This window comes from Kitasatospora sp. NPDC059088 (assembly GCF_042738155.1).
Taxonomy (GTDB): domain Bacteria; phylum Actinomycetota; class Actinomycetes; order Streptomycetales; family Streptomycetaceae; genus Kitasatospora.
This window is the reverse complement of sequence record NZ_JBHYGR010000009.1, coordinates 24,079-42,750: the sequence shown is the minus strand read 5'-3', so window position 1 is coordinate 42,750 and position 18,672 is coordinate 24,079. Positions and strand designations below refer to the sequence as shown.

Annotated in this window: 14 protein-coding genes and 1 riboswitch; of the genes, 8 read left to right on the top strand and 6 right to left on the bottom strand. The window is 74.5% G+C overall.

The annotated features are described in order from the left end of the window. Nucleotides 1-129: 129 nt before the first annotated feature. On the bottom strand, nucleotides 130-1,131 hold the full coding sequence (locus ACFWXO_RS06600) for an EamA family transporter (RefSeq protein ID WP_380522604.1): 1,002 nt from the start codon (nucleotides 1,129-1,131) through the stop codon (nucleotides 130-132). Between the two features lie 133 nt (nucleotides 1,132-1,264). On the opposite strand from ACFWXO_RS06600, the gene ACFWXO_RS06595 reads away from it, so the two are divergent. The 6 genes from ACFWXO_RS06595 to ACFWXO_RS06570 all read left to right on the top strand — a co-directional run bounded on the left by ACFWXO_RS06595 (nucleotide 1,265) and on the right by ACFWXO_RS06570 (nucleotide 5,875). Continuing rightward, nucleotides 1,265-1,708, top strand: a complete 444-nt coding sequence (locus tag ACFWXO_RS06595; RefSeq protein ID WP_380522603.1) for a gamma-glutamylcyclotransferase family protein — start codon at nucleotides 1,265-1,267, stop codon at nucleotides 1,706-1,708. 185 nt (nucleotides 1,709-1,893) lie between these two features. After that, nucleotides 1,894-3,135: a precorrin-6y C5,15-methyltransferase (decarboxylating) subunit CbiE gene (gene cbiE / locus ACFWXO_RS06590; protein WP_380522602.1), complete on the top strand. Its 1,242-nt coding sequence runs from the start codon at nucleotides 1,894-1,896 to the stop codon at nucleotides 3,133-3,135. Then, on the top strand, nucleotides 3,132-3,893 hold the full coding sequence (cobM, locus tag ACFWXO_RS06585; RefSeq protein ID WP_360238836.1) for a precorrin-4 C(11)-methyltransferase: 762 nt from the start codon (nucleotides 3,132-3,134) through the stop codon (nucleotides 3,891-3,893). Before cbiE ends, cobM begins: the two co-directional genes overlap by 4 nt. Beyond that, complete coding sequence (locus tag ACFWXO_RS06580) at nucleotides 3,890-4,657, top strand: cobalt-precorrin-6A reductase (RefSeq protein WP_380522601.1); 768 nt, start codon at nucleotides 3,890-3,892, stop codon at nucleotides 4,655-4,657. The genes cobM and ACFWXO_RS06580 overlap by 4 nt, the downstream gene beginning before the upstream one ends. Before the next feature lie 129 nt (nucleotides 4,658-4,786). Beyond that, nucleotides 4,787-5,290 (top strand): DinB family protein, encoded by a 504-nt coding sequence (locus ACFWXO_RS06575; protein ID WP_375885043.1) that lies wholly within the window; start codon nucleotides 4,787-4,789, stop codon nucleotides 5,288-5,290. Nucleotides 5,291-5,368: 78 nt separating this feature from the next. Then, nucleotides 5,369-5,875, top strand: a complete 507-nt coding sequence (locus ACFWXO_RS06570; protein WP_380522600.1) for a protein phosphatase — start codon at nucleotides 5,369-5,371, stop codon at nucleotides 5,873-5,875. A gap of 25 nt (nucleotides 5,876-5,900) precedes the next feature. Here ACFWXO_RS06570 and ACFWXO_RS06565 read toward each other — a convergent pair whose 3' ends face one another. Next, nucleotides 5,901-7,430: a UDP-N-acetylglucosamine 1-carboxyvinyltransferase gene (locus ACFWXO_RS06565; RefSeq protein WP_375885038.1), complete on the bottom strand. Its 1,530-nt coding sequence runs from the start codon at nucleotides 7,428-7,430 to the stop codon at nucleotides 5,901-5,903. 174 nt (nucleotides 7,431-7,604) lie between these two features. Beyond that, a complete protein-coding gene (locus ACFWXO_RS06560; RefSeq protein WP_380522599.1) occupies nucleotides 7,605-8,804 on the bottom strand; it encodes a cobalt-precorrin-5B (C(1))-methyltransferase in 1,200 nt (399 codons plus the stop codon). Between the two features lie 302 nt (nucleotides 8,805-9,106). Between ACFWXO_RS06560 and ACFWXO_RS06555 the strand changes: the two genes are divergently transcribed. Next, nucleotides 9,107-10,846 (top strand): TIGR03767 family metallophosphoesterase, encoded by a 1,740-nt coding sequence (locus ACFWXO_RS06555; RefSeq protein WP_380522598.1) that lies wholly within the window; start codon nucleotides 9,107-9,109, stop codon nucleotides 10,844-10,846. A gap of 93 nt (nucleotides 10,847-10,939) precedes the next feature. On the opposite strand, the gene ACFWXO_RS06550 is transcribed toward ACFWXO_RS06555, so the two are convergent. From ACFWXO_RS06550 to ACFWXO_RS06540, 3 genes are read right to left on the bottom strand one after another with little or no spacing between them, the layout of a single operon-like run. Then, nucleotides 10,940-12,478: a precorrin-2 C(20)-methyltransferase gene (locus ACFWXO_RS06550; protein WP_380522597.1), complete on the bottom strand. Its 1,539-nt coding sequence runs from the start codon at nucleotides 12,476-12,478 to the stop codon at nucleotides 10,940-10,942. Next, a complete protein-coding gene (locus ACFWXO_RS06545) occupies nucleotides 12,475-13,101 on the bottom strand; it encodes a precorrin-8X methylmutase (protein ID WP_375885028.1) in 627 nt (208 codons plus the stop codon). Before ACFWXO_RS06545 ends, ACFWXO_RS06550 begins: the two co-directional genes overlap by 4 nt. Then, nucleotides 13,098-14,381, bottom strand: a complete 1,284-nt coding sequence (locus ACFWXO_RS06540; protein ID WP_380522596.1) for a hypothetical protein — start codon at nucleotides 14,379-14,381, stop codon at nucleotides 13,098-13,100. Before ACFWXO_RS06540 ends, ACFWXO_RS06545 begins: the two co-directional genes overlap by 4 nt. 283 nt (nucleotides 14,382-14,664) lie before the next feature. Next, nucleotides 14,665-14,750: riboswitch (cobalamin riboswitch) on the top strand. A 157-nt stretch (nucleotides 14,751-14,907) separates the two neighbouring features. On the opposite strand from ACFWXO_RS06540, the gene cobN reads away from it, so the two are divergent. Further along, the gene (gene cobN, locus ACFWXO_RS06535; RefSeq protein ID WP_380522595.1) at nucleotides 14,908-18,546 is read left to right on the top strand and encodes a cobaltochelatase subunit CobN; all 3,639 of its coding nucleotides are present in this window, start codon (nucleotides 14,908-14,910) and stop codon (nucleotides 18,544-18,546) included. The last annotated feature ends 126 nt before the right edge of the window (nucleotides 18,547-18,672 follow it).

Genomic DNA, 18,672 nt, shown 5'->3' with positions numbered 1-18,672 from the left:
CCGCGCGCGGGCGGGGGGGGGGGGGGGGGGGCGCGGGGGGGGGGGGGGGGCGCGCGGCCGCCCCCCCCCCGGGTGGCGGCGCGCGCCGGGGGGCGGCCCGCCCCCCCCCCCCCCCGATCGCGGTGCCGATCAGCGCCGACCCGCCCTCGAGGGACGCCGACTGACGCTCACCACCAGACAGACCCCGGCCACCACGATCGCCCCGCCCGCCAGGGTCGGGCCGGTCAACGGCTCGGCCAGGATCAGCCAGCCCAGCAGCACCGCGACCACCGGGTTCACGTACGCGTAGGTCGCCACCAGGGTGAGCGGGGCCGAGCGCAGCAGCCAGGCGTACGCGGTGAAGGCGAGCAGCGAGCCGAACACCACCAGGTAGGCGAGGGCCAGCCAGGACCGGCCGGAGACGGCCGCCGGGTCGAACCCGTGCTGCTCTCCGCGGGCCAGCCCGACCAGCAGGTCGCACAGGCCGCCGGCCAGCATCTGGTACGCGCTCGCCGCGAGCACGTTGCCCGGCATCGGGATCTTCTTGCTCGCGAAGGAGCCGGCCGCCCAGCAGAGCGTGGCGCTGATGATCAGGACCACGCCCAGCGGCTCGATCGACCCGCCGATCGCGGGGGCGGACAGCACGCCGAGGCCCACCAGGCCGAGCAGCACCCCGGCCAGCTCGGCGCGCTTCGGACGCTCCCCGCCGCCGAAGGCCGTCAGCAGCACCATCCAGAGCGGCACCGCCGCCACCAGCAGGGCGGCCAGCCCGGAGGGGACGGAGGTCTCGCCCAGCACCACCAGGCCGTTGCCGCCGGTCAGCAGCAGCAGGCCGACCAGTGCCGAGGAGGCCAGCTGGCGACCGCTCACCCGCAGGGCCGCCGGGCCCTGGCGGACCAGCAGGAAGCCGACCAGCAGCAGACCGGCGGTGAGGAAGCGGGCGGAGGCGGAGAAGAAGGAGGGCATCGTCTCGACGACGATCCGGATCCCGAGGTAGGTCGAACCCCAGACCACGTAGACCACGGCGAGGGCCGCCCAGACCGCGCCGGAGAGCCGGGCGGGGGCGGGGGCCGCGGCGGGGACTACGTCGGTGGGACCGGACTGGGTGCTGCCGGGGGTCGCCGCCGGTGGCGGGGAGGCGGGCGATGTCATGTGTGTCCCCCTAGGACGGTGCTGGCTGAACATTCGATATGACAGCGCATCGGCGGCCCGGAGCGCCAGTGGGTTCCACGGATCGGTTGGCGGCACGTACCGTGGGCGCTCCCCCAGCGAGGAGGTCGAACCCGTGTCCGCGCCCGAGCAGGCCCCACCGGCGGAAGCGGCGCTGCCGTTCTTCGTGTACGGCACCCTGCGCAGCGGCGGCCGCAACCACGCCGTCCACCTGGCCGGACGCTGCGCCGCGATCCGCCCGGCGGTGCTGGAGGGCGCCGCCCTGCACGAGGGGCCGGGGTTCCCGTACGCGGTGCCGGACCCGACGCCCGGCCGCCGGGTCGTCGGCGAACTGGTCACCGTACGCCCCGGCGCATACCCCGGAGCGCTCGCGGCGCTGGACCGGCTGGAGGAGTGCCGGGCGGACGGCACGGGGCTGTACGTACGGCGCCGGCTGGTGGTCCGGACCGCGGCGGGCGAGCCGTGCGAGGCCTGGGTGTACCTCGCCGGGCCGGCGGCCGAGGCACGGCTGCGCGCCCGGCCCGCGCTGATCGTCTCGGGGGACTGGGCCGACCGGTAGGGCCGACGGCCGGCGGGCGACAGATGACAGATGACAGATGACAGAGTTCAACTTTCAGATTTCAGATTTCAACATCTGAAAGTTGAAAGCTGAAAGTTGAACCCTGTCAGCCCACCGGGCTGCCGCCCGCGGACCGCCAGGTAGGCTGCCCCGGCCAGCAGGAACGAACCACGAGGAGCCACCCGGTGCCCGAGCTGCCCCCTCCGATCACCGTCGTCGGGATCGGGGCCGACGGCTGGCCCGGCCTCGCCGCCGGATCCCGGGCCGCGCTGCAAGCCGCCGAGGTGGTCATCGGCGGCCCCCGACAGCTGGAACTGCTCCCCCGCGACACCGTCCCCGCCGAGCGCCTCGCCTGGCCGTCCCCGCTGCGCCCGGCCGTCCCGGGGCTGCTCGCCGAGCACGCCGGGCGCCGCATCGCCGTCCTGGCCAGCGGCGACCCGATGTTCTTCGGCATCGGCCGCACCCTCGCCGAGACCGTCGGCGCCGACCGGTTGCGCGTCCTGCCGCACCCCTCCTCCGTCTCCTACGCCTGCGCCCGGCTCGGCTGGCCGCTGGAGGCGACCGAGGTAATCAGTCTGGTCGGCCGACCGCCGGCCACGCTCGCCCTCGCCCTCCACCCCGGCCGCCGGCTGCTGGTGCTCAGCGCCGACGCCGGCACCCCCGCCACCGTCGCCGCCCTGCTCACCGAGCACGGCTTCGGCACCGCCCGGCTGCGCGTGCTGGAGCAGCTCGGCGACAACACCCGCGAACGGGAGCTCGACGGCCGCGCCGACGACTGGCCGCACCCGCCCGGCGACCCGCTGAACCTGATCGCCGTCGAACTCGGCGACGGCCCGCGCGGCTCGCTCGTCCCCGGTCTGCCGGACGAGGCGTACGAGAGCGACGGCCAGCTCACCAAGCGGCACGTCCGCGCCGCCACCCTGGCCACCCTCGCCCCCTCTCCCGGAGAACTGCTCTGGGACGTCGGCGGCGGCTCCGGCTCGATCGCCGTCGAGTGGCTGCGCGCCCACCGGGACTGCCGGGCCGTCAGCGTCGAGCGCGACCCGGTGCGGGCCGACCGGATCGCCCGCAACGCCGCCGCGCTGGGCGTGCCCCGACTCCGGGTGGTGACCGGCCGCGCCCCCGAGGCGCTCGCCGAACTCCCCACCCCCGACGCCGTGTTCATCGGCGGCGGCCTCACCGCCCCCGGCCTGCTGGACGGTTGCTGGGCCGCGCTGCGCCCCGGCGGACGGCTGGTCGCCAACACCGTGACGCTGGAGTCCGAGGCGCTGCTCACCGAGTGGTACCGGCGCCACGGCGGGGAGTTGGTCAAACTGGCCGTCGCCCACGCCGTCCCGGTCGGCGGTTTCACCGGGTGGCGGCAGGCCATGCCGGTCACCCAGTGGTCCGCCGTCAAGCCCAACACCCCCCAGGAGGACGCCTCGTGACCGTCTACTTCATCGGAGCCGGCCCGGGCGCCGCCGACCTGATCACCCTGCGCGGCCAGCGCCTCCTGGCCCGCGCCGAGGTCTGCCTCTACGCCGGCAGCCTCGTCCCGCGCGAGCTGCTGGACGAGTGCCCGCCCGGCGCCCGGCTGGTCGACACCGCCCAGCTCAACCTGGACCAGATCGTCGCCGAGCTGGTCGCCGCGCACGAGGCCGGCCGGGACGTGGCCCGGCTGCACTCCGGCGACCCCTCCGTCTTCTCCGCCGTCGCCGAGCAGATGCGCCGGCTGGACGCGGCCGGGGTGCCGTACGAGGTGGTCCCCGGCGTTCCCGCCTTCGCCGCCGCCGCGGCCGCGTTGAAGCGGGAGTTGACGGTGCCGACCGTCGGCCAGACCGTCATCCTCACCCGGATCGCCAAGCGCGCCACCCCGATGCCCGAGGGCGAGGACCTCGCCACCCTCGGCCGCAGCGGCGCCCTGCTGGTGCTGCACCTGGCGGCCGGCTACGTGGACGACGTGGTCGAGCAGCTACTCCCGCACTACGGCGCCGACTGCCCGGCCGCCGTGGTCGCGATGGCCAGCCGCCCCGACGAGCTGGTGCTGCGCGGCACGCTGGCCGACATCGCCGGGCAGGTCAAGGCGGCGGGCGTGGTGCGCACCGCCGTCATCCTGGTCGGCCGCACCCTCGCCGCCGAGCAGTTCCGCGACAGCCACCTCTACTCGGCGGACCGCGAGCGGCCGCACGAGCCCTGCGGCGCATGAGCCCCGACGGCCGTACTCGCACCCCCGCCCACGTACTGGTCCTCGGCGGGACGACCGAGGGGCGGGCGCTGGCCGCCGCACTGGACGGCCGGCCGGGCCTGCGGGTCACCAGCTCGCTGGCCGGTCGGGTCGCCCAACCCCGGCTGCCCGTCGGCGAGGTGCGGATCGGCGGCTTCGGCGGCCCGGACGGGCTGGCCGACTGGCTGCGGGCCGAGGCGGTGGACGCCGTGGTCGACGCCACCCACCCGTTCGCCGCCGGGATGTCGCACAACGCCGCGCTCGCGGCCGCCGCCACCGGCGTGCCGCTGCTGGTGCTGCGCCGCCCCGGTTTCGCACCCGTCGCCGGGGACCGCTGGCACCTCGCCCCTTCCCTGACGGCCGCCGCCGCGCTGCTGCCCGGTCTCGGCCGCCGGGTCTTCCTCAGCTCCGGCCGCCAGGGCATCGCCGCCTTCGCCCACCTGGACGGGCTGCACTTCCTGGCCCGCTCGGTGGACCGGCCGGAGCCGCCGCTGCCGCTCTCGCTCGAAGTCCTGCTGGACCGCGGCCCGTTCACCCTCGACGGCGAGCGGGCACTGCTGCGCGAGCACCGGATCGACGTGGTCGTCACCAAGGACAGCGGCGGCGCGGCGACCGCGCCCAAGCTGACCGCCGCCCGTGAACTCGGGCTGCCCGTGGTCGTGGTGGAACGCCCACCGGTGCCGGCCGGCCTGCCGGTGTCACCGGACGTGGCGGGCGCGGTGCGCTGGCTGGAGCAGCGGGCCTGAGTCCGGGCCTGAGTCCGGGCCTGAGTCCGGGCCTTGTTCCGGGCGGGAAGCCGGTCGGGCGTCCGGGTACGTGTCCGGTCAGTGGAATATGGCGCGCGGGCACGCCGGTGGGACTGCCAGAGTGGCCGGATGACCGATGATCAGCGCACCATCACCCTGCAGACCGCCGACGAGCGGGCCACTCTGACCAGCTTCCTCGACCACCAGCGCGACACCCTGGCGATGAAGTGCGTCGGCCTCAGCACCGAACAGCTCCGCACCCGCGTGCTGGAGCCCTCCGCACTCTCCCTGCTCGGGCTGGTCCGCCACCTCGCCGAGGTGGAACGCGGCTGGTTCCGCAACGTCCTCAACGGCGAGGACAGGCGCGGCTTCTGGAAGCACCCCGACGACACCTCCGCCGAGTGGGACGTCGAGACCGCCGACCCGGAGGAGGCCTTCGCGGTCTGGCGCCGCGAGTGCGACCACGCACGGGAACTCGTCGCCGCCGCAGAGTCGTTGGACGTCCTGGGCCACTACGGCGAGGAGGCGTTCTCGCTGCGCTGGATCCTCACTCACATGATCGAGGAGTACGCCCGCCACAACGGCCACGCCGACCTCCTGCGCGAGCACCTCGACGGCAGCACGGGCGAGTAGCCCCGGCAGCGAGTCCCGGGGAGAGCGGCCGCACGGGCGCGCAGGCACGCGGGGGCCGGCGGGCCGGAAGGAGCAGGAATGCGGACCCGCCAGAAGGACCGCGACGCCCACGGGCCGCAGGAGCCCTGGAACGAGATCGTCCCCGGGCTCTGGATGGGCGGGCACTACTGCACCCCGCCCGGCGGTGAGCTCCAACCCGTCGTCGCCGGGCGGCAGTTCGACCTGGTCGTCAGCCTCTTCACGCTCCCCGGCCACGGCCCGGCCCCGGGGGTCGAGCACGTCGTCCGGGAGGTGCCCGACGAGCCGCTCTCCCCCGGTCAGCTGCTCGCCGTCCAGGAGGCCGCGGAACTCACCGCCGCCGCCGTGCGCCGGGGCCGCCGGACGCTGGTGCGCTGCCACTCGGGCTACAACCGCTCGGGCCTGGTGGTCGCCCAGGCGCTGGTCGCCCTCGGGCACGAGCCGGACGGGGCGGTCCGGCTGATCCGGGAGCGGCGGTCGCCCTGGGCGCTGAACAACCCGGTGTTCGTGGACTACCTGAACACCGGGTTGGACGTGGCGATCCTGCTGACCGGCCTCAGCGGTTGAGGCAAGCGCGGAAGGTGACGGACCGTCAGATGTCGCGGAAGGTCTCGATCTGGGCGCCGATGGAGTTGAGGCGCTCGGCAAGGTCCTCGTAACCGCGGTTGATGACGTAGACGTTGCGCAGCACCGAGGTGCCCTGGGCGGCGAGCATCGCGAGCAGGATGACCACGGCCGGACGCAGGGCCGGCGGGCACATCATCTCGGCGGCGCGCCAGCGGGTCGGGCCCTGGACCAGGACGCGGTGCGGGTCGAGCAGCTTGACGTCCGCGCCGAGCCGGGTCAGCTCGGTGAGGTAGATCGCGCGGTTGTCGTAGACCCAGTCGTGGATCATCGTGGTGCCGTGCGCGGCCGCGGCGATGGCGGCGAAGAACGGCACGTTGTCGATGTTGATGCCGGGGAACGGCATCGGGTGGATGGTGTCGATCGGCGCGGTCAGCTTGGAGGGGCGCACGGTGAGGTCGACCAGCCGGGTGTGGCCGTTGTGGGCCCGGTACTCCGGGGTCCGGTCGTAGTCGAGGCCCATGCCCTCCAGCACCGCGAGCTCGATCTCCAGGAACTCGATCGGCACCCGGCGGATCGTCAGCTCGGAGGAGGTGACGACGGCGGCGGCGAGCAGGCTCATCGCCTCCACCGGGTCCTCGGCCGGGGTGTAGTCGACGTCGCAGCTGATCTCCGGGACGCCGTGGACGGTGAGGGTCGTGGTGCCGATGCCCTCGATCTTCACGCCCAGCTTCTCCAGGAAGAAGCAGAGGTCCTGGACCATGTAGTTGGGCGAGGCGTTGCGGATGACGCTCACGCCGTCGTGCCGCGCGGCGGCCAGCAGGGCGTTCTCGGTGACGGTGTCCCCGCGCTCGGTCAACACGATCGGGCGGTCCAGCGGGGTGCCCGGCTCGACCGAGGCGTGGTAGGCGCCGCCGGTGGTGGCGACCTCCAGGCCGAAGCGCCGCAGCGCCGTCAGGTGCGGCTGGACGGTACGGGTGCCGAGGTCGCAGCCGCCCGCGTACGGGATCGCGAAGTGCTGGGCGCGGTGCATCAGCGGGCCGAGGAACATCAGCACGCTGCGGGTGCGGCGGGCGGCCTCGACGTCCATCGCGGCGAGGTCGAGCTCGGCCGGCGGGGTGAGTTCGAGGTCGCGGCCCTCGTTCAGCCAGCGGCTCTTGACGCCGATGCTGGTGAGCACCTCGAGGATGCGGTAGACCTCCTCGATCCGGGCGACGCTGCGGATCGTGGTGCGGCCGGTGGTCAGCAGCGAGGCGCAGAGGATCGCGACGCAGGCGTTCTTGCTGCTGCGGACCTCGATCGCGCCGGAGAGGCGGGTGCCGCCGGTGACCCGGAGGTGCATCGGGCCGGAGTAGCCGAGGGAGACGATCTCGCTGTTGAGGGCATCGCCGATGCGCGCGATCATCTCAAGGCTGACGTTCTGCTTGCCCTGTTCGATGCGGTTGACGGCGCTCTGGCTGGTGCCGAGCGCCTCGCCGAGCTGCGCCTGGGACCAGCCGCGATGCTGACGCGCGGTACGGATGAGGGTGCCGATACGGGTGAGGTAGTCGCCTGTCACTCGGCAGACCATATCTCATGGTTGAGATGGCACCAGAATCAAGAGCGGACGTGGCGCCACTTTTGTCCGTTTCTCACCCCGTATGAGCCCTGGATCTTCACATCACCGCACGACAGTTCTGAGGTTCCGCTGCACGGGTGAGTCGGCCGACCCCGGGCACCGACTGGGCGCCGCTCAGGGGCCGAGCGGCTCCGCCCGACCGACGACGGCGCCCGTGCGGTCGATGCAGATGACGTCCACCGCGACCGGTGAACCGCGCAGCACCCCGAGCGCCGTCGCCCGGGCCGCCTCGGCGACCAGGTCCCCCAGCGGCACCCCGGCCGCCCGACACAACTGCACTGCCTCCAGGCCGGTGTTGGCCGCCGCCACCGCCGCGGCCAGCTCCTCGTCCGCCCCGCCCTGCCGGGCCAGTTCGGCCAGGTAGCCCTTGTCCACCTGGGAGCGCGCCGAGTGCAGGTCGAGGTGCCCGTGGGCGAGCTTGGACAGCTTGGCGAAGCCGCCCGCGATGGTCAACCGCGGCACCGGGTGGCGCTTGAGGTACTTGAGGACGGCCCCGGCGAAGTCGCCCATGTCCAGCAGGGCGTCCTCGGGCAGTCCGTGCACCGCGACCGCGACCTTCTCCGAGGTCGAACCGGTGCAGCCCGCGACGTGGGTGCGCCCGGCCGCCCGGGCCACGTCCACCCCGCGACGGATCGAGTCGATCCAGGCCGAACAGGAGTAGGGGACGACGATCCCGGTGGTGCCGAGGATCGACAGCCCGCCGAGGATGCCGAGCCGGGGGTTCCAGGTCGAGCGGGCGATCTCCTCACCGTGGTCGACGGAGACCTCCACCACCACGTCCCCGCCACCGCCGTGCGCCGCCGCCACCTCGGCCACCGCGTCGCGGATCATCTGCCGGGGCACCGGGTTGATCGCGGGCTCACCGACCGCCAGCGGCAGGCCGGCCTTGGTGACGGTGCCGACCCCGGGACCGGCCCGGAACACCACGCCGGTGCCGGGCTCGCCGAGCCGTACGGTCGCGCGGATCAGGGCGCCGTGGGTCACGTCGGGGTCGTCGCCGGCGTCCTTGACCACTCCGGCCGTGGCGGCGACCGGCCGCTGGGCGGCGGCGGGGGAGCCGTCGGCGGCGGGCGAGCCGTCGGCGGCGGCCGGCTCGGCGGCGAGGACCAGCTCCTCGACCGCGAGGGCGAAGGCGGGCTGCTGGCCCTTGGGGAGGGTGATGGTCACCGGGTCCGGGAACTCGCCGGTGAGCAGCGCCGTGTACGCGGCCTTGGTGGCGGCGGTGGCGCAGGCGCCCGTCGTCCAGCCGTGCCGCAGACCGCTGCTCTTCAGCTGACCGGCCCGGCCTCCCGCCCCGCCTCCCGCTGCGGCCACCTGCGCCTCGCTTCCGCAATCCGATCACGCCCGCCCCGACCACCGCGGTCGCGCCCGCCGATTCTCCCCCATCCACCCCGCCGCACGGCGCCCGGGGGCGTGCGCGCGGCCGAGGCCGGTACCCGGCCAGCGGCCAGGGAGGAGAGCCCCCCGCCGTTCTCGAACTGTTCTCCGCACGGGTCTCGCTCCGTGCGACTACCAGCGAGTAATCTGTCGCTCCGTTATTTAGCGGGTTCATGACGTGGTCCGGCGACCGGGGCACCCGGCCGGGCCGCCAGTATGTGGGGGTTTCTGTGGCAGGCATGAGACGTCGTACGTTCCTGACCGGCACCTCGGTGGCCGCCGCCTGGTCGGCCCTGTCCCTGGGCGGCGCCCAGCTCGCCTCGGCCGCGGGCCGGGACCGGGCGCTGGCGACCACGGCCGCGCGGGCCGTCAACGTCACCGGGACCACCCTGGAGCAGGTGGCCACGCCGACCGGGGCCGGCCCCTACAAGCGGCTGGCGGCCGGGCCGGGTTGGCCGCTGGTGGTGCGCGGGGAGCTCGCGGCCCCCGGCAGCGGGCGGGACGACCGCCGCACCGGGCTGGCCAGCTTCGTCCAGTTCAGCGACCTGCACCTGGTGGACACCGAGTCCCCGGTGCGCTTCGAGTTCCTGGCCAAGTTCAACGACAGCGCCTACCGGCCGCAGGAGGCCCTGAACGCCCGTGGCGTCTCGGCCCTGGTCGAGCGGGTCAACTCGCTCGCCGGCGGCCCCTACACCGGCATGCCGTTCAGCCTGGTGATGGCCACCGGTGACAACACCGACAACCACGAGCTGGCCGAGCTGGACTGGTACCTCACCGTCATGGGCGGTGGGCGGATGGCCCAGAACACCGGCGACCCGACCCGCTACGAGGGCGTGCAGAACTCCGGCAACTCGGCCTTCTGGAACCCCGAACTCGCCTACGCCGACGTCTACAAGGCGAAGGGCTTCCCGCAGGTGCCCGGCTTCCTGTCCGCGGCCGGCCGCCCCTTCGACGCACCGGGCCTCACGACCCCCTGGTACACCACCGTCGGCAACCACGACGACAGCATCGAGGGCTCGCTGCCCGACTTCGGACTGCTGAACGACCTCTACACGGGCGGGCTCAAGCTGGAGGGCTGCGACGACGCGACCGCCGCCCAGCTGATGGACTCGCTGCGGCGCGACCCGGCGGGCGCCGTCCTGCTGCTGGGCAAGCTGCTCGCGAACGGCGAGGCGGTGCGCCGGGTCACCCCGGACGAGCGCCGCCACCCGTTCACCCTCAAGCAGTTCGCCAAGGCCCACCTCGACCCGGCCGTCACCGGGGCCGGCCCCTACGGGCACGGCTTCACCTCGGACATGGTGAGCAGCGGCAAGCTCTACTACACCTTCCGGATCTCGGAGAAGGTCCTCGGCATCAGCCTGGACACCACCAACCAGGCCGGTTTCGCCGACGGTTCGCTCGGCACCGCTCAACTGCGCTGGCTTGAGCAGCAGTTGAAGAACCACAGCGGGCACTGGTACGACACCAACGGGAACCGGGTGAACGGTGGCAGCACCGACGACGTGATCATGGTGTTCAGCCACCACACCAGCGGCTCGATGGGCAACCTGCTGCCCGACCCGCGCAACATCTTCGAGAAGCGGCACGACGGCAACGAGTTGACCGCCCTGCTGCAGCGCTACCCGAACGTGGTCGCCTGGGTGAACGGGCACACCCACATGAACAAGATCACCGCGCACGGCCACGCGGTGCCGGAGCGGGCGTTCTGGGAGATCAACACCGCTTCGCACATCGACTACCCGCAGCACGGGCGGATCATCGAGGTCGCGGACAACGGCGACGGCACCCTGTCGCTGTTCACCACGCTGATCGAGTCCTCCGCACCGTACGCGACGGACTTCGGCAGCACCTCGGACACCAACCTGGCGGCGCTGTACCGCGAGCTCTCGTACAACGACCCCAACGGCCGGGTCTCCGCCCTGCTCGGCGCCGGGGAGGACCACAACACCGAGCTGCTGATCACCAAGCCGACCCGGTGACGGCCGCCGGCTGACAGCTGACAGCTGACAGCTGACAGAGAACAGAAAACAGCTGACAGATTTCATCATCTGTCAGCTGTTCTCCGTCATCCGTTACACGTCCTCCGGGTACCGCCGGGGCGTCCAGACGACCCCGACCCCGCCGCCCCGCTCGACCGCCCGGGTCTGCGAGGAGCCGATCAGCAGGATGGTCCGCATGTCGACCAGCGCCGGGTCCAGCTCGCCCAGCCGGACGATCCGGACCCGCTCGGTCGGCCCGCCGACGTCGCGGGCCATCACCACCGGGGTCTCCGGCGCGCGGTACTCCAGCAGCAGGTCCCTGGTCAGGCCGACCTGGGTGGTGCGGGACTTCGAGCCCGGGTTGTACAGCGCCAGCACCAGGTCCGCCTCGGCGGCGGCGCGCAGCCGCTTGGCCACCACGTCCCAGGGCTTGAGCCGGTCCGAGAGCGACACCACCGCGTAGTCGTGCCCGAGCGGGGCGCCCGCCCGGGAGGCGGCCGCGTGGGCGGCGGTCATCCCGGGGACGATCCGCACCGGCACGTCCCGGTAGTGCGGCTCGCAGGCGACCTCCAGCACGGCGGTGGCCATCGCGAACACCCCCGGGTCGCCCGAGGAGACCACGCAGACCCGGTGCCCGCGCCGAGCGAGGTCCAGGGCGAACTCGGCGCGCTCCGACTCGACCTTGTTGTCGGAACCGTGCCGCCGCTGCCCCGGCCGCTCGGGCACCCGGTCCAGGTAGGTGGTGTAGCCGACCAGGTCGGTGGCCTCGGTCAGCGCACCGCGCGCCTCGGCGGTGAGCCAGAGCGGCCCGGCCGGCCCGGTGCCGACCACGGTCACGCTGCCGACGCCGTCCGCGAGCCGGACGGCCGGCTCCAGCGGTGCGACCTTGCTCGGCAGCACCGCCACCGAGAAGTAGGGGACGCTCTCCCCCTCGACCTCGGCGAGCGGCGCGATCCGCTCCCCGTCCATGAAGGCCCGCTCCACGTACTGGGCGTCCTCCAGCCGGCCGGCCCGCTCCAGCGCCCGCCGGACGGTCGGGAAGGTGCGGCCCAGCTTCATGATCACCGCGGAGTCGGCGGCAGCGATCCGCGCCGTGAGCTCCTCCTCGGGCAGCGTGCCGGGGATGACGGTGAGGGTTTCCTCGGCCTCGGTCAGCGGCTGCCCGAGTCGGGCGGCGGCCGCGCTGACCGAGGTCACGCCGGGCACCACCTCGGTCGGGTAGCGGTGCGCGAGGCGCTTGTGCATGTGCTGGTAGGAGCCGTAGAACAGCGGGTCGCCCTCGGCGAGGACGACGACGTCGCGCCCGGCGTCCAGGTGGGCGGCCAGCCGGGCGGCGGCCTCCTCGTAGAACTCGTCCAACGCGCCCCGGTAGCCGCCGGGGTGGTCGGTGGTCTCCACGGTGAGCGGGTAGACCAGCTTCTCCTCGATCTGACCACCCGTCAGGTAGCGTTCGGCGATCGAGCGCGCGATGGAGCGGCCGTGCCGGGCGCTGTGGTAGGCCACCACGTCGGCCTTGCCGATGAGTTCGGCCGCGCGGACGGTCACCAGCGAGGGGTCGCCCGGGCCGAGCCCGACGCCGTACAGTCGGCCGGTCCCCTCGGGTCCGGCGGAAGCGATCTGACGGTCCGTCACTCTTCTTCGCTCGCAATCGCGTTGATGGCAGCGGCGGCCATCGCGCTGCCGCCGCGCCGGCCGCGCACCACCAAGTGCTCCAGGCCGGAGGGGTGTTCGGCCAGCGCCTGCTTGGACTCGGCGGCGCCGATGAAGCCGACCGGCACGCCGATCACCGCGGCCGGGCGGGGAGCGCCCGCCTCGATCATCTCCAGCAGCCGGAACAGCGAGGTCGGGGCGTTGCCGACGGCCACCACCGCGCCCTCCAGTCGGGGCAGCCACAGCTCCATGGCCGCCGCACTGCGGGTGTTGCCCATCGCGCGGGCCAGCTCGGGCACCGAGGGGTCGGTGAGGGTGCAGACCACCTCGTTGTCGGCGGGCAGCCGCTTGCGGGTCACCCCGCTCGCCACCATGTTGACGTCGCACAGGATCGGCGCACCGGCGTGCAGCGCCGCGCGCGCCGAGGCGACCACGCCGGGCGAGTACACCAGGTCCTCGACCAGGTCGGTCATCCCGCAGGCGTGGATCATCCGCACCGCGACCTGGGAGACGTCCGCCGGGAGGGCGGCCAGATCGGCCTCCGCGCGGATGGTGGCAAAGGACTGGCGGTAGATGGACGCGCCGTCCTTCTCGTACTCGATCACTTCGTGGTCCTCCTGGCCTCGGCGACCGCCTCGGCCATCTCCTCGTTCGTCACGTCCACCGGAACGTCCGCGGGGGTTCCCGCGGTCGTGGCCGGCCCGTTCACCGTCACCCGGTAGCCGTGCCCCGTGGCGAGCACGTCCACCCACTGCCCGGCCGGGTGGCCGCAGCGCCGCTCGCAGCCCGACCAGTGGACGGGCAGTCCGCCGCCCCCGGCCGTCGGCGCCCCGCGCTCCAACGCCCGGGCCGCGTCGGCCCGTACGTCGGCCAGCGACTTGGCGCAGCCCGGCAGCCCGGTGCAGGCGGTGGCCCGCTCCCAGGCCGAGCCGGGCTCGGTCCGCAACCCCGCGGCCGCCAGCGCGGGCAGCCGGTCGGCGGGGGCGCCGGGCAGCACCGCGCCCCGCCAGGGGGTCAGCCGCAGTTCGCCGGTCGAGGCGGCGACCAGCGCGCGCCACTGGCCGGCGTCGGCCCGCCCGAAGCGCATGCCGACCGAGAGCCCGCCGGGCAGCGCGCCGATCCCGGGCCGCGCACCGGCCCCGGCGGCAGCGGGCCCGACGGCACCGGCCCCGGCGAAGGCGGGCAGCGGCACCGTGCCGGCCGGCAGCAGTTCGGGCACCTCGCGCAGGTGCCAGGCCTTGCGGCCGACGCCGCGCAGCGCGTCCAGGAAGGCGCGGGCCGCGTCCAGCACGGCCGTCACCTCCCGTCCGGCCTCGACCGGCTGCCCGTGGGCGGCCCGTCCGAGCCGCAGCAGCGCGGGGCCGTCCGAGGCTGCGATCAATGTCACATCGGCGTCGAGCGCGGCGACGTCGCCCCGCCCGTCGTCCAGCGCGAACAGGAACTTGCCGGAGAGTCCGGCCGCCCAGTCGCTCGCGCACAGCCGCGCGTCCAGTTCGCGGACCCAGGCCTGCACGTCGGCGTGCCCGGCCGCGTCCAGCCCGGCCAGCGGCGAGGCGACGATGTTGCGCACCCGCTCGTGGGTGTCCGAGGGCAGTAGTCCGACGGCGCGCAGCCCGTCGGCGAGTTCGGCCCCGCAGTCCGCGGCCAGGCCGCGGAGTTGGACGTTGCCGCGCGAGGTGGTCTCCAACTCCCCGTCGCCCAGGGCCTCTGCGGCCTCGATCAGGGCCATTGCCTGACGGTCCGTCAGCAGTCCGCCGGGCAGTCGGACCCGGGCGAGACCGCCGTCGTCGGCGGCGTGCAGGCGGAGCGCCCCGGGGCAGGCGTCGGCGCGCCCCCGGTCGGGCACGGCGGCGCCCGGCGCGGTGGCGTCGGGTGTCGGTGGCATGGCGGCGAGCATACAGATGATCCGATCGCTTGCCTCCGTCCGCTGCATCACACCAGCGGCACGCCGGGCAGCACGGCGGAGCACGCCGAACCGGCCGCCCGGCGCCGGTGAGCGCCGTACGCCGGGCGCCGTACGCCGGACAGTGCGCCCGCCCGTGCGCCGGGCGGCGGCCCGCCCGTGCCCCGGGCCCGGCGAAGCCGCCCCTCCCCCAGGTCAGCCGTACCCCGTACGATGCTGGCGGGCGGTCCCCAGCGGGCCGCCCGACGCCAGCGACGGCGCAGGGGAGGAAACCGGTGCAAGCCCGGTGCGGTCCCGCCACTGTGACCGCGGTTCACCGGGAGACCGGTCGGCCGCGGGAGCCAGGAACTCCCGCCGTCCTCCACCGGCCCGGGGCGCGGACCCCGAGGAAGGCAGAAATGCACCAGCGCTGTCGCATGCCCGCGCCCGTTCCACCGGCCACCACCGCGGCCGACCCGGCCACCACCGCGGCCATCCTGGCCACCGAAGAGGCCGGGAGGTCCTTCGCATGATCCTGCTGCTGTCCACGTCCGACACCGACCTGCTCAGCGCCCGAGCCGCCACCGGACCGGTCCCGTACCGGCTCGGCAACCCGGCCCGGCTGACCCCCGAGGACCTGCCCGCACTGCTGGAGGGCACCGACCTGGTCGTGGTCCGCCTGCTCGGCGGTCGCCGCGCCTGGCAGGAGGGCCTGGACGCGCTGCTGGCCGGCCCCCGCCCGGTGGTCGTGCTGACCGGTGAGCAGGCCCCCGACGCCCAGCTGATGGAGCTCTCCACCGTCCCGGCCGGCATCGCCGCCGAGGCGCACGCCTACCTGGCCCACGGCGGCGCGGCCAACCTGGCCGAGCTCGGCGCCTTCCTCTCCGACACCGTGCTGCTCACCGGCCACGGCTTCGCCCCGCCCGCCTCCGCCCCGGCCTGGGGCCCGCTGGAGCGCGAAACCCGTACGGAGAGCGGCCCGACCATCGCGGTGCTCTACTACCGCGCCCACCACATGAGCGGCAACACCGCCTTCGTGGAGACCCTCTGCCGGGCGGTCGAGGACCAGGGCGCCCGGGCCAGGGCCTACTACTGCGCCTCGCTGCGCGGCGCCGAGCCCGAGCTGCTGGCCGCGCTCGGCGAGGCCGACGCGATCGTCACCACCGTGCTCGCCGCCGGCGGCACCCGTCCGGCCGACGCCCAGGCCGGCGGGGACGAGGAGGCCTGGGACGCCGGAGCGCTCGCCGCCCTCGACCGCCCGATCCTCCAGGCGCTCTGCCTCACCTGGTCGCGCGCCCAGTGGGAGGCCAGCGACGACGGCCTGTCCCCGCTGGACACCGCCACCCAGATCGCCGTGCCCGAGTTCGACGGCCGGCTGATCAGCGTCCCGTTCTCCTTCAAGGAGCTGGACGAGGACGGCCTGACCGTCTACGCCGCCGACCCGGAGCGCGCCGCCCGCGTCGCCGGCACGGCCGTCAAGCACGCCCGGCTGCGGCACGTCCCGGCCGCCGAGCGTCGCCTCGCGCTGGTGCTGTCCGCCTACCCGACCAAGCACTCCCGGGTCGGCAACGCCGTCGGCCTGGACACCCCCGCCAGCGCGATGCGCCTACTGGAGCGGCTGCGCGCGGACGGCATGGACCTCGGCTCCGACCTGCCCGGCTTCAACGCCCCCACCGACGGCGGCGAGGACGCCTCCCACGAGGGCGACGCCCTGATCCACGCCCTGATCGCGGCCGGCGGCTACGACCAGGACTGGCTCACCGAGGACCAGCTGGCCCGCAACCCGGTCCGCATCCCCGCCGCCGACTACCGCCGCTGGTACGCCACCCTCCCCCAGGGACTGCGCGAGCAGGTCGAGCAGCACTGGGGACCGGCCCCCGGCGAGCTGTACGTGGACCGCTCGCAGAACCCGGACGGCGACATCGTGCTCGCCGCGATCCGCTCCGGGAACCTGCTGGTGCTCATCCAGCCGCCGCGCGGCTTCGGCGAGAACCCGGTCGCGATCTACCACGACCCGGACCTCCCGCCGAGCCACCACTACCTGGCCGCCTACCGCTGGATCCAGGCCGCCCAGGAGGACGGCGGCTTCGGCGCCGACGCCGTCATCCACCTCGGCAAGCACGGCAACCTGGAGTGGCTGCCCGGCAAGACCGCCGCGCTGTCCGCCGAGTGCGGCCCGGACGCCGTCCTCGGCGACCTCCCGCTGATCTACCCCTTCCTGGTCAACGACCCGGGCGAGGGCACCCAGGCCAAGCGCCGCGCCCACGCCACCCTGGTCGACCACCTCGTCCCGCCGATGGCCCGCGCCGACTCCTACGGCGACATCGCGCGGCTGGAGCAGCTGCTCGACGAGCACTCCAACATCGCCGCGATGGACCCGGCCAAGCTGCCCGCGATCCGCGCCCAGATCTGGACCCTGATCCAGGCCGCCAAGCTGGACCACGACCTCGGCCTGGACGAGCGCCCCGAGGACGACGGCTTCGACGACTTCCTGCTGCACGTCGACGGCTGGCTGTGCGAGGTCAAGGACGCCCAGATCCGCGACGGCCTGCACGTCCTCGGCCAGGCCCCGGCCGGCACCGACCGGGTCAACATCGTGCTCGCCATCCTGCGCGCCCGGCAGATCTGGGGCGGCGTCAGCGCGCTGCCCGGCCTGCGCGAGGCACTCGGCCTGGACGAGGCGGCCCTCACCCTCGGCGCCACCGACGCGGCCGAGGCGCAGGCCCGCGCCCTGGTCGAGGCGATGGAGGCCCAGGACTGGGCGCCCGAGGCGGTGGAGAAGGTCGCCGCCGAACTGCCCGAGGGCGTCCGCGGGGCCGTCGGCGAGGTGCTGACCTTCGCCGCCACCCAGGTGGTGCCGCGACTGGCCGCCACCACCGACGAGCTGGACGCCGTGCTGCACGCGCTCCACGGCGGCTTCGTCCCGGCCGGCCCGTCCGGCTCGCCGCTGCGCGGCCTGGTCAACGTGCTGCCGACCGGCCGCAACTTCTACTCCGTCGACCCGAAGGCCGTCCCCAGCAAGCTCGCCTGGGAGACCGGCCAGGCGCTCGCCTCCTCCCTGGTCGAGCGGTACACCGCCGACAACGACGGCGCCTACCCGCCCTCGGTCGGACTCTCGCTCTGGGGCACCAGCGCGATGCGCACCGCCGGCGACGACATCGCCGAGGCCTTCGCCCTGCTCGGCGTCCGCCCGGTCTGGGACGACGCCTCGCGCCGGGTCACCGGCCTGGAGCCGATCCCGCTCGACGAGCTCGGCCGCCCGCGCATCGACGTCACGCTGCGCATCTCCGGCTTCTTCCGGGACGCCTTCCCGCACGTGGTCGCCCTGCTGGACGACGCGGTGCGCCTGGCCGCCGCCCAGGAGGAGCCCGAGGCCGACAACTTCGTGCGCGCCCACGTCCAGGCCGACCTCGCCGTGCACGGCGACGAGCGCAAGGCCACCGTCCGCGTCTTCGGCTCCCGCCCGGGCACCTACGGCGCGGGCCTGCTCCAGCTGATCGACAGCCGGGACTGGCGCACCGACGCCGACCTCGCCGAGGTCTACACCGTCTGGGGCGGCTACGCGTACGGCCGCGGCCTGGACGGGCGCCCGGCGCGCGAGGAGATGGAGACCGCGTACAAGCGGATCACCGTCGCCGCGAAGAACACCGACACCCGCGAGCACGACATCGCCGACTCGGACGACTACTTCCAGTACCACGGCGGCATGGTGGCCACCGTGCGCGCCCTCACCGGCAAGGCCCCGACCGCCTACATCGGCGACTCGACCCGCCCGGAGACGGTCCGCACCCGCACCCTGACCGAGGAGGCCGCCCGCGTCTTCCGCGCCCGGGTGGTCAACCCGCGCTGGATCGAGGCGATGCGGCGCCACGGCTACAAGGGCGCCTTCGAGATGGCCGCGACGGTCGACTACCTGTTCGGCTACGACGCCACCACGGGCGTGGTCGCGGACTGGATGTACGAGAAGCTCACCCAGGAGTACGTCCTCGACCCGGTCAACCGCGAGTTCCTGGCGGGCGCCAACCCGTGGGCGCTGCACGGCATCAGCGAGCGCCTGCTGGAGGCGGCGAGCCGCGGCCTGTGGGAGCAGCCGGACCCGCAGCTGATCGAGCAGCTGCAGGCCGCGTTCCTGGAGACCGAGGGCGACCTGGAGGGCGACGAGGGCTGACGCCCTCCGACCGTACGGCGGGGGGGGGGGGCGCCGCCGGCCCCCGGGGGGGGCGGGGCGGCGGCGGCGGCGGCCCGGGCGCGCGTGGCCCGCGGCGGGCGCGCGGCCCGGGCGCCCCGCCCCGGG

Coding starts and splice junctions, on each gene's coding strand:
- ACFWXO_RS06600 (WP_380522604.1), bottom strand. CDS start 1,131: ATGACATCGCCCGCCTCCCCGCCACCGGCGGCGACCCCCGGCAGCACC.
- ACFWXO_RS06580 (WP_380522601.1), top strand. CDS start 3,890: ATGAGCCCCGACGGCCGTACTCGCACCCCCGCCCACGTACTGGTCCTC.
- ACFWXO_RS06575 (WP_375885043.1), top strand. CDS start 4,787: ATGACCGATGATCAGCGCACCATCACCCTGCAGACCGCCGACGAGCGG.
- ACFWXO_RS06570 (WP_380522600.1), top strand. CDS start 5,369: ATGCGGACCCGCCAGAAGGACCGCGACGCCCACGGGCCGCAGGAGCCC.
- ACFWXO_RS06555 (WP_380522598.1), top strand. CDS start 9,107: ATGAGACGTCGTACGTTCCTGACCGGCACCTCGGTGGCCGCCGCCTGG.
- ACFWXO_RS06540 (WP_380522596.1), bottom strand. CDS start 14,381: ATGCCACCGACACCCGACGCCACCGCGCCGGGCGCCGCCGTGCCCGAC.
- cobN (WP_380522595.1), top strand. CDS start 14,908: ATGATCCTGCTGCTGTCCACGTCCGACACCGACCTGCTCAGCGCCCGA.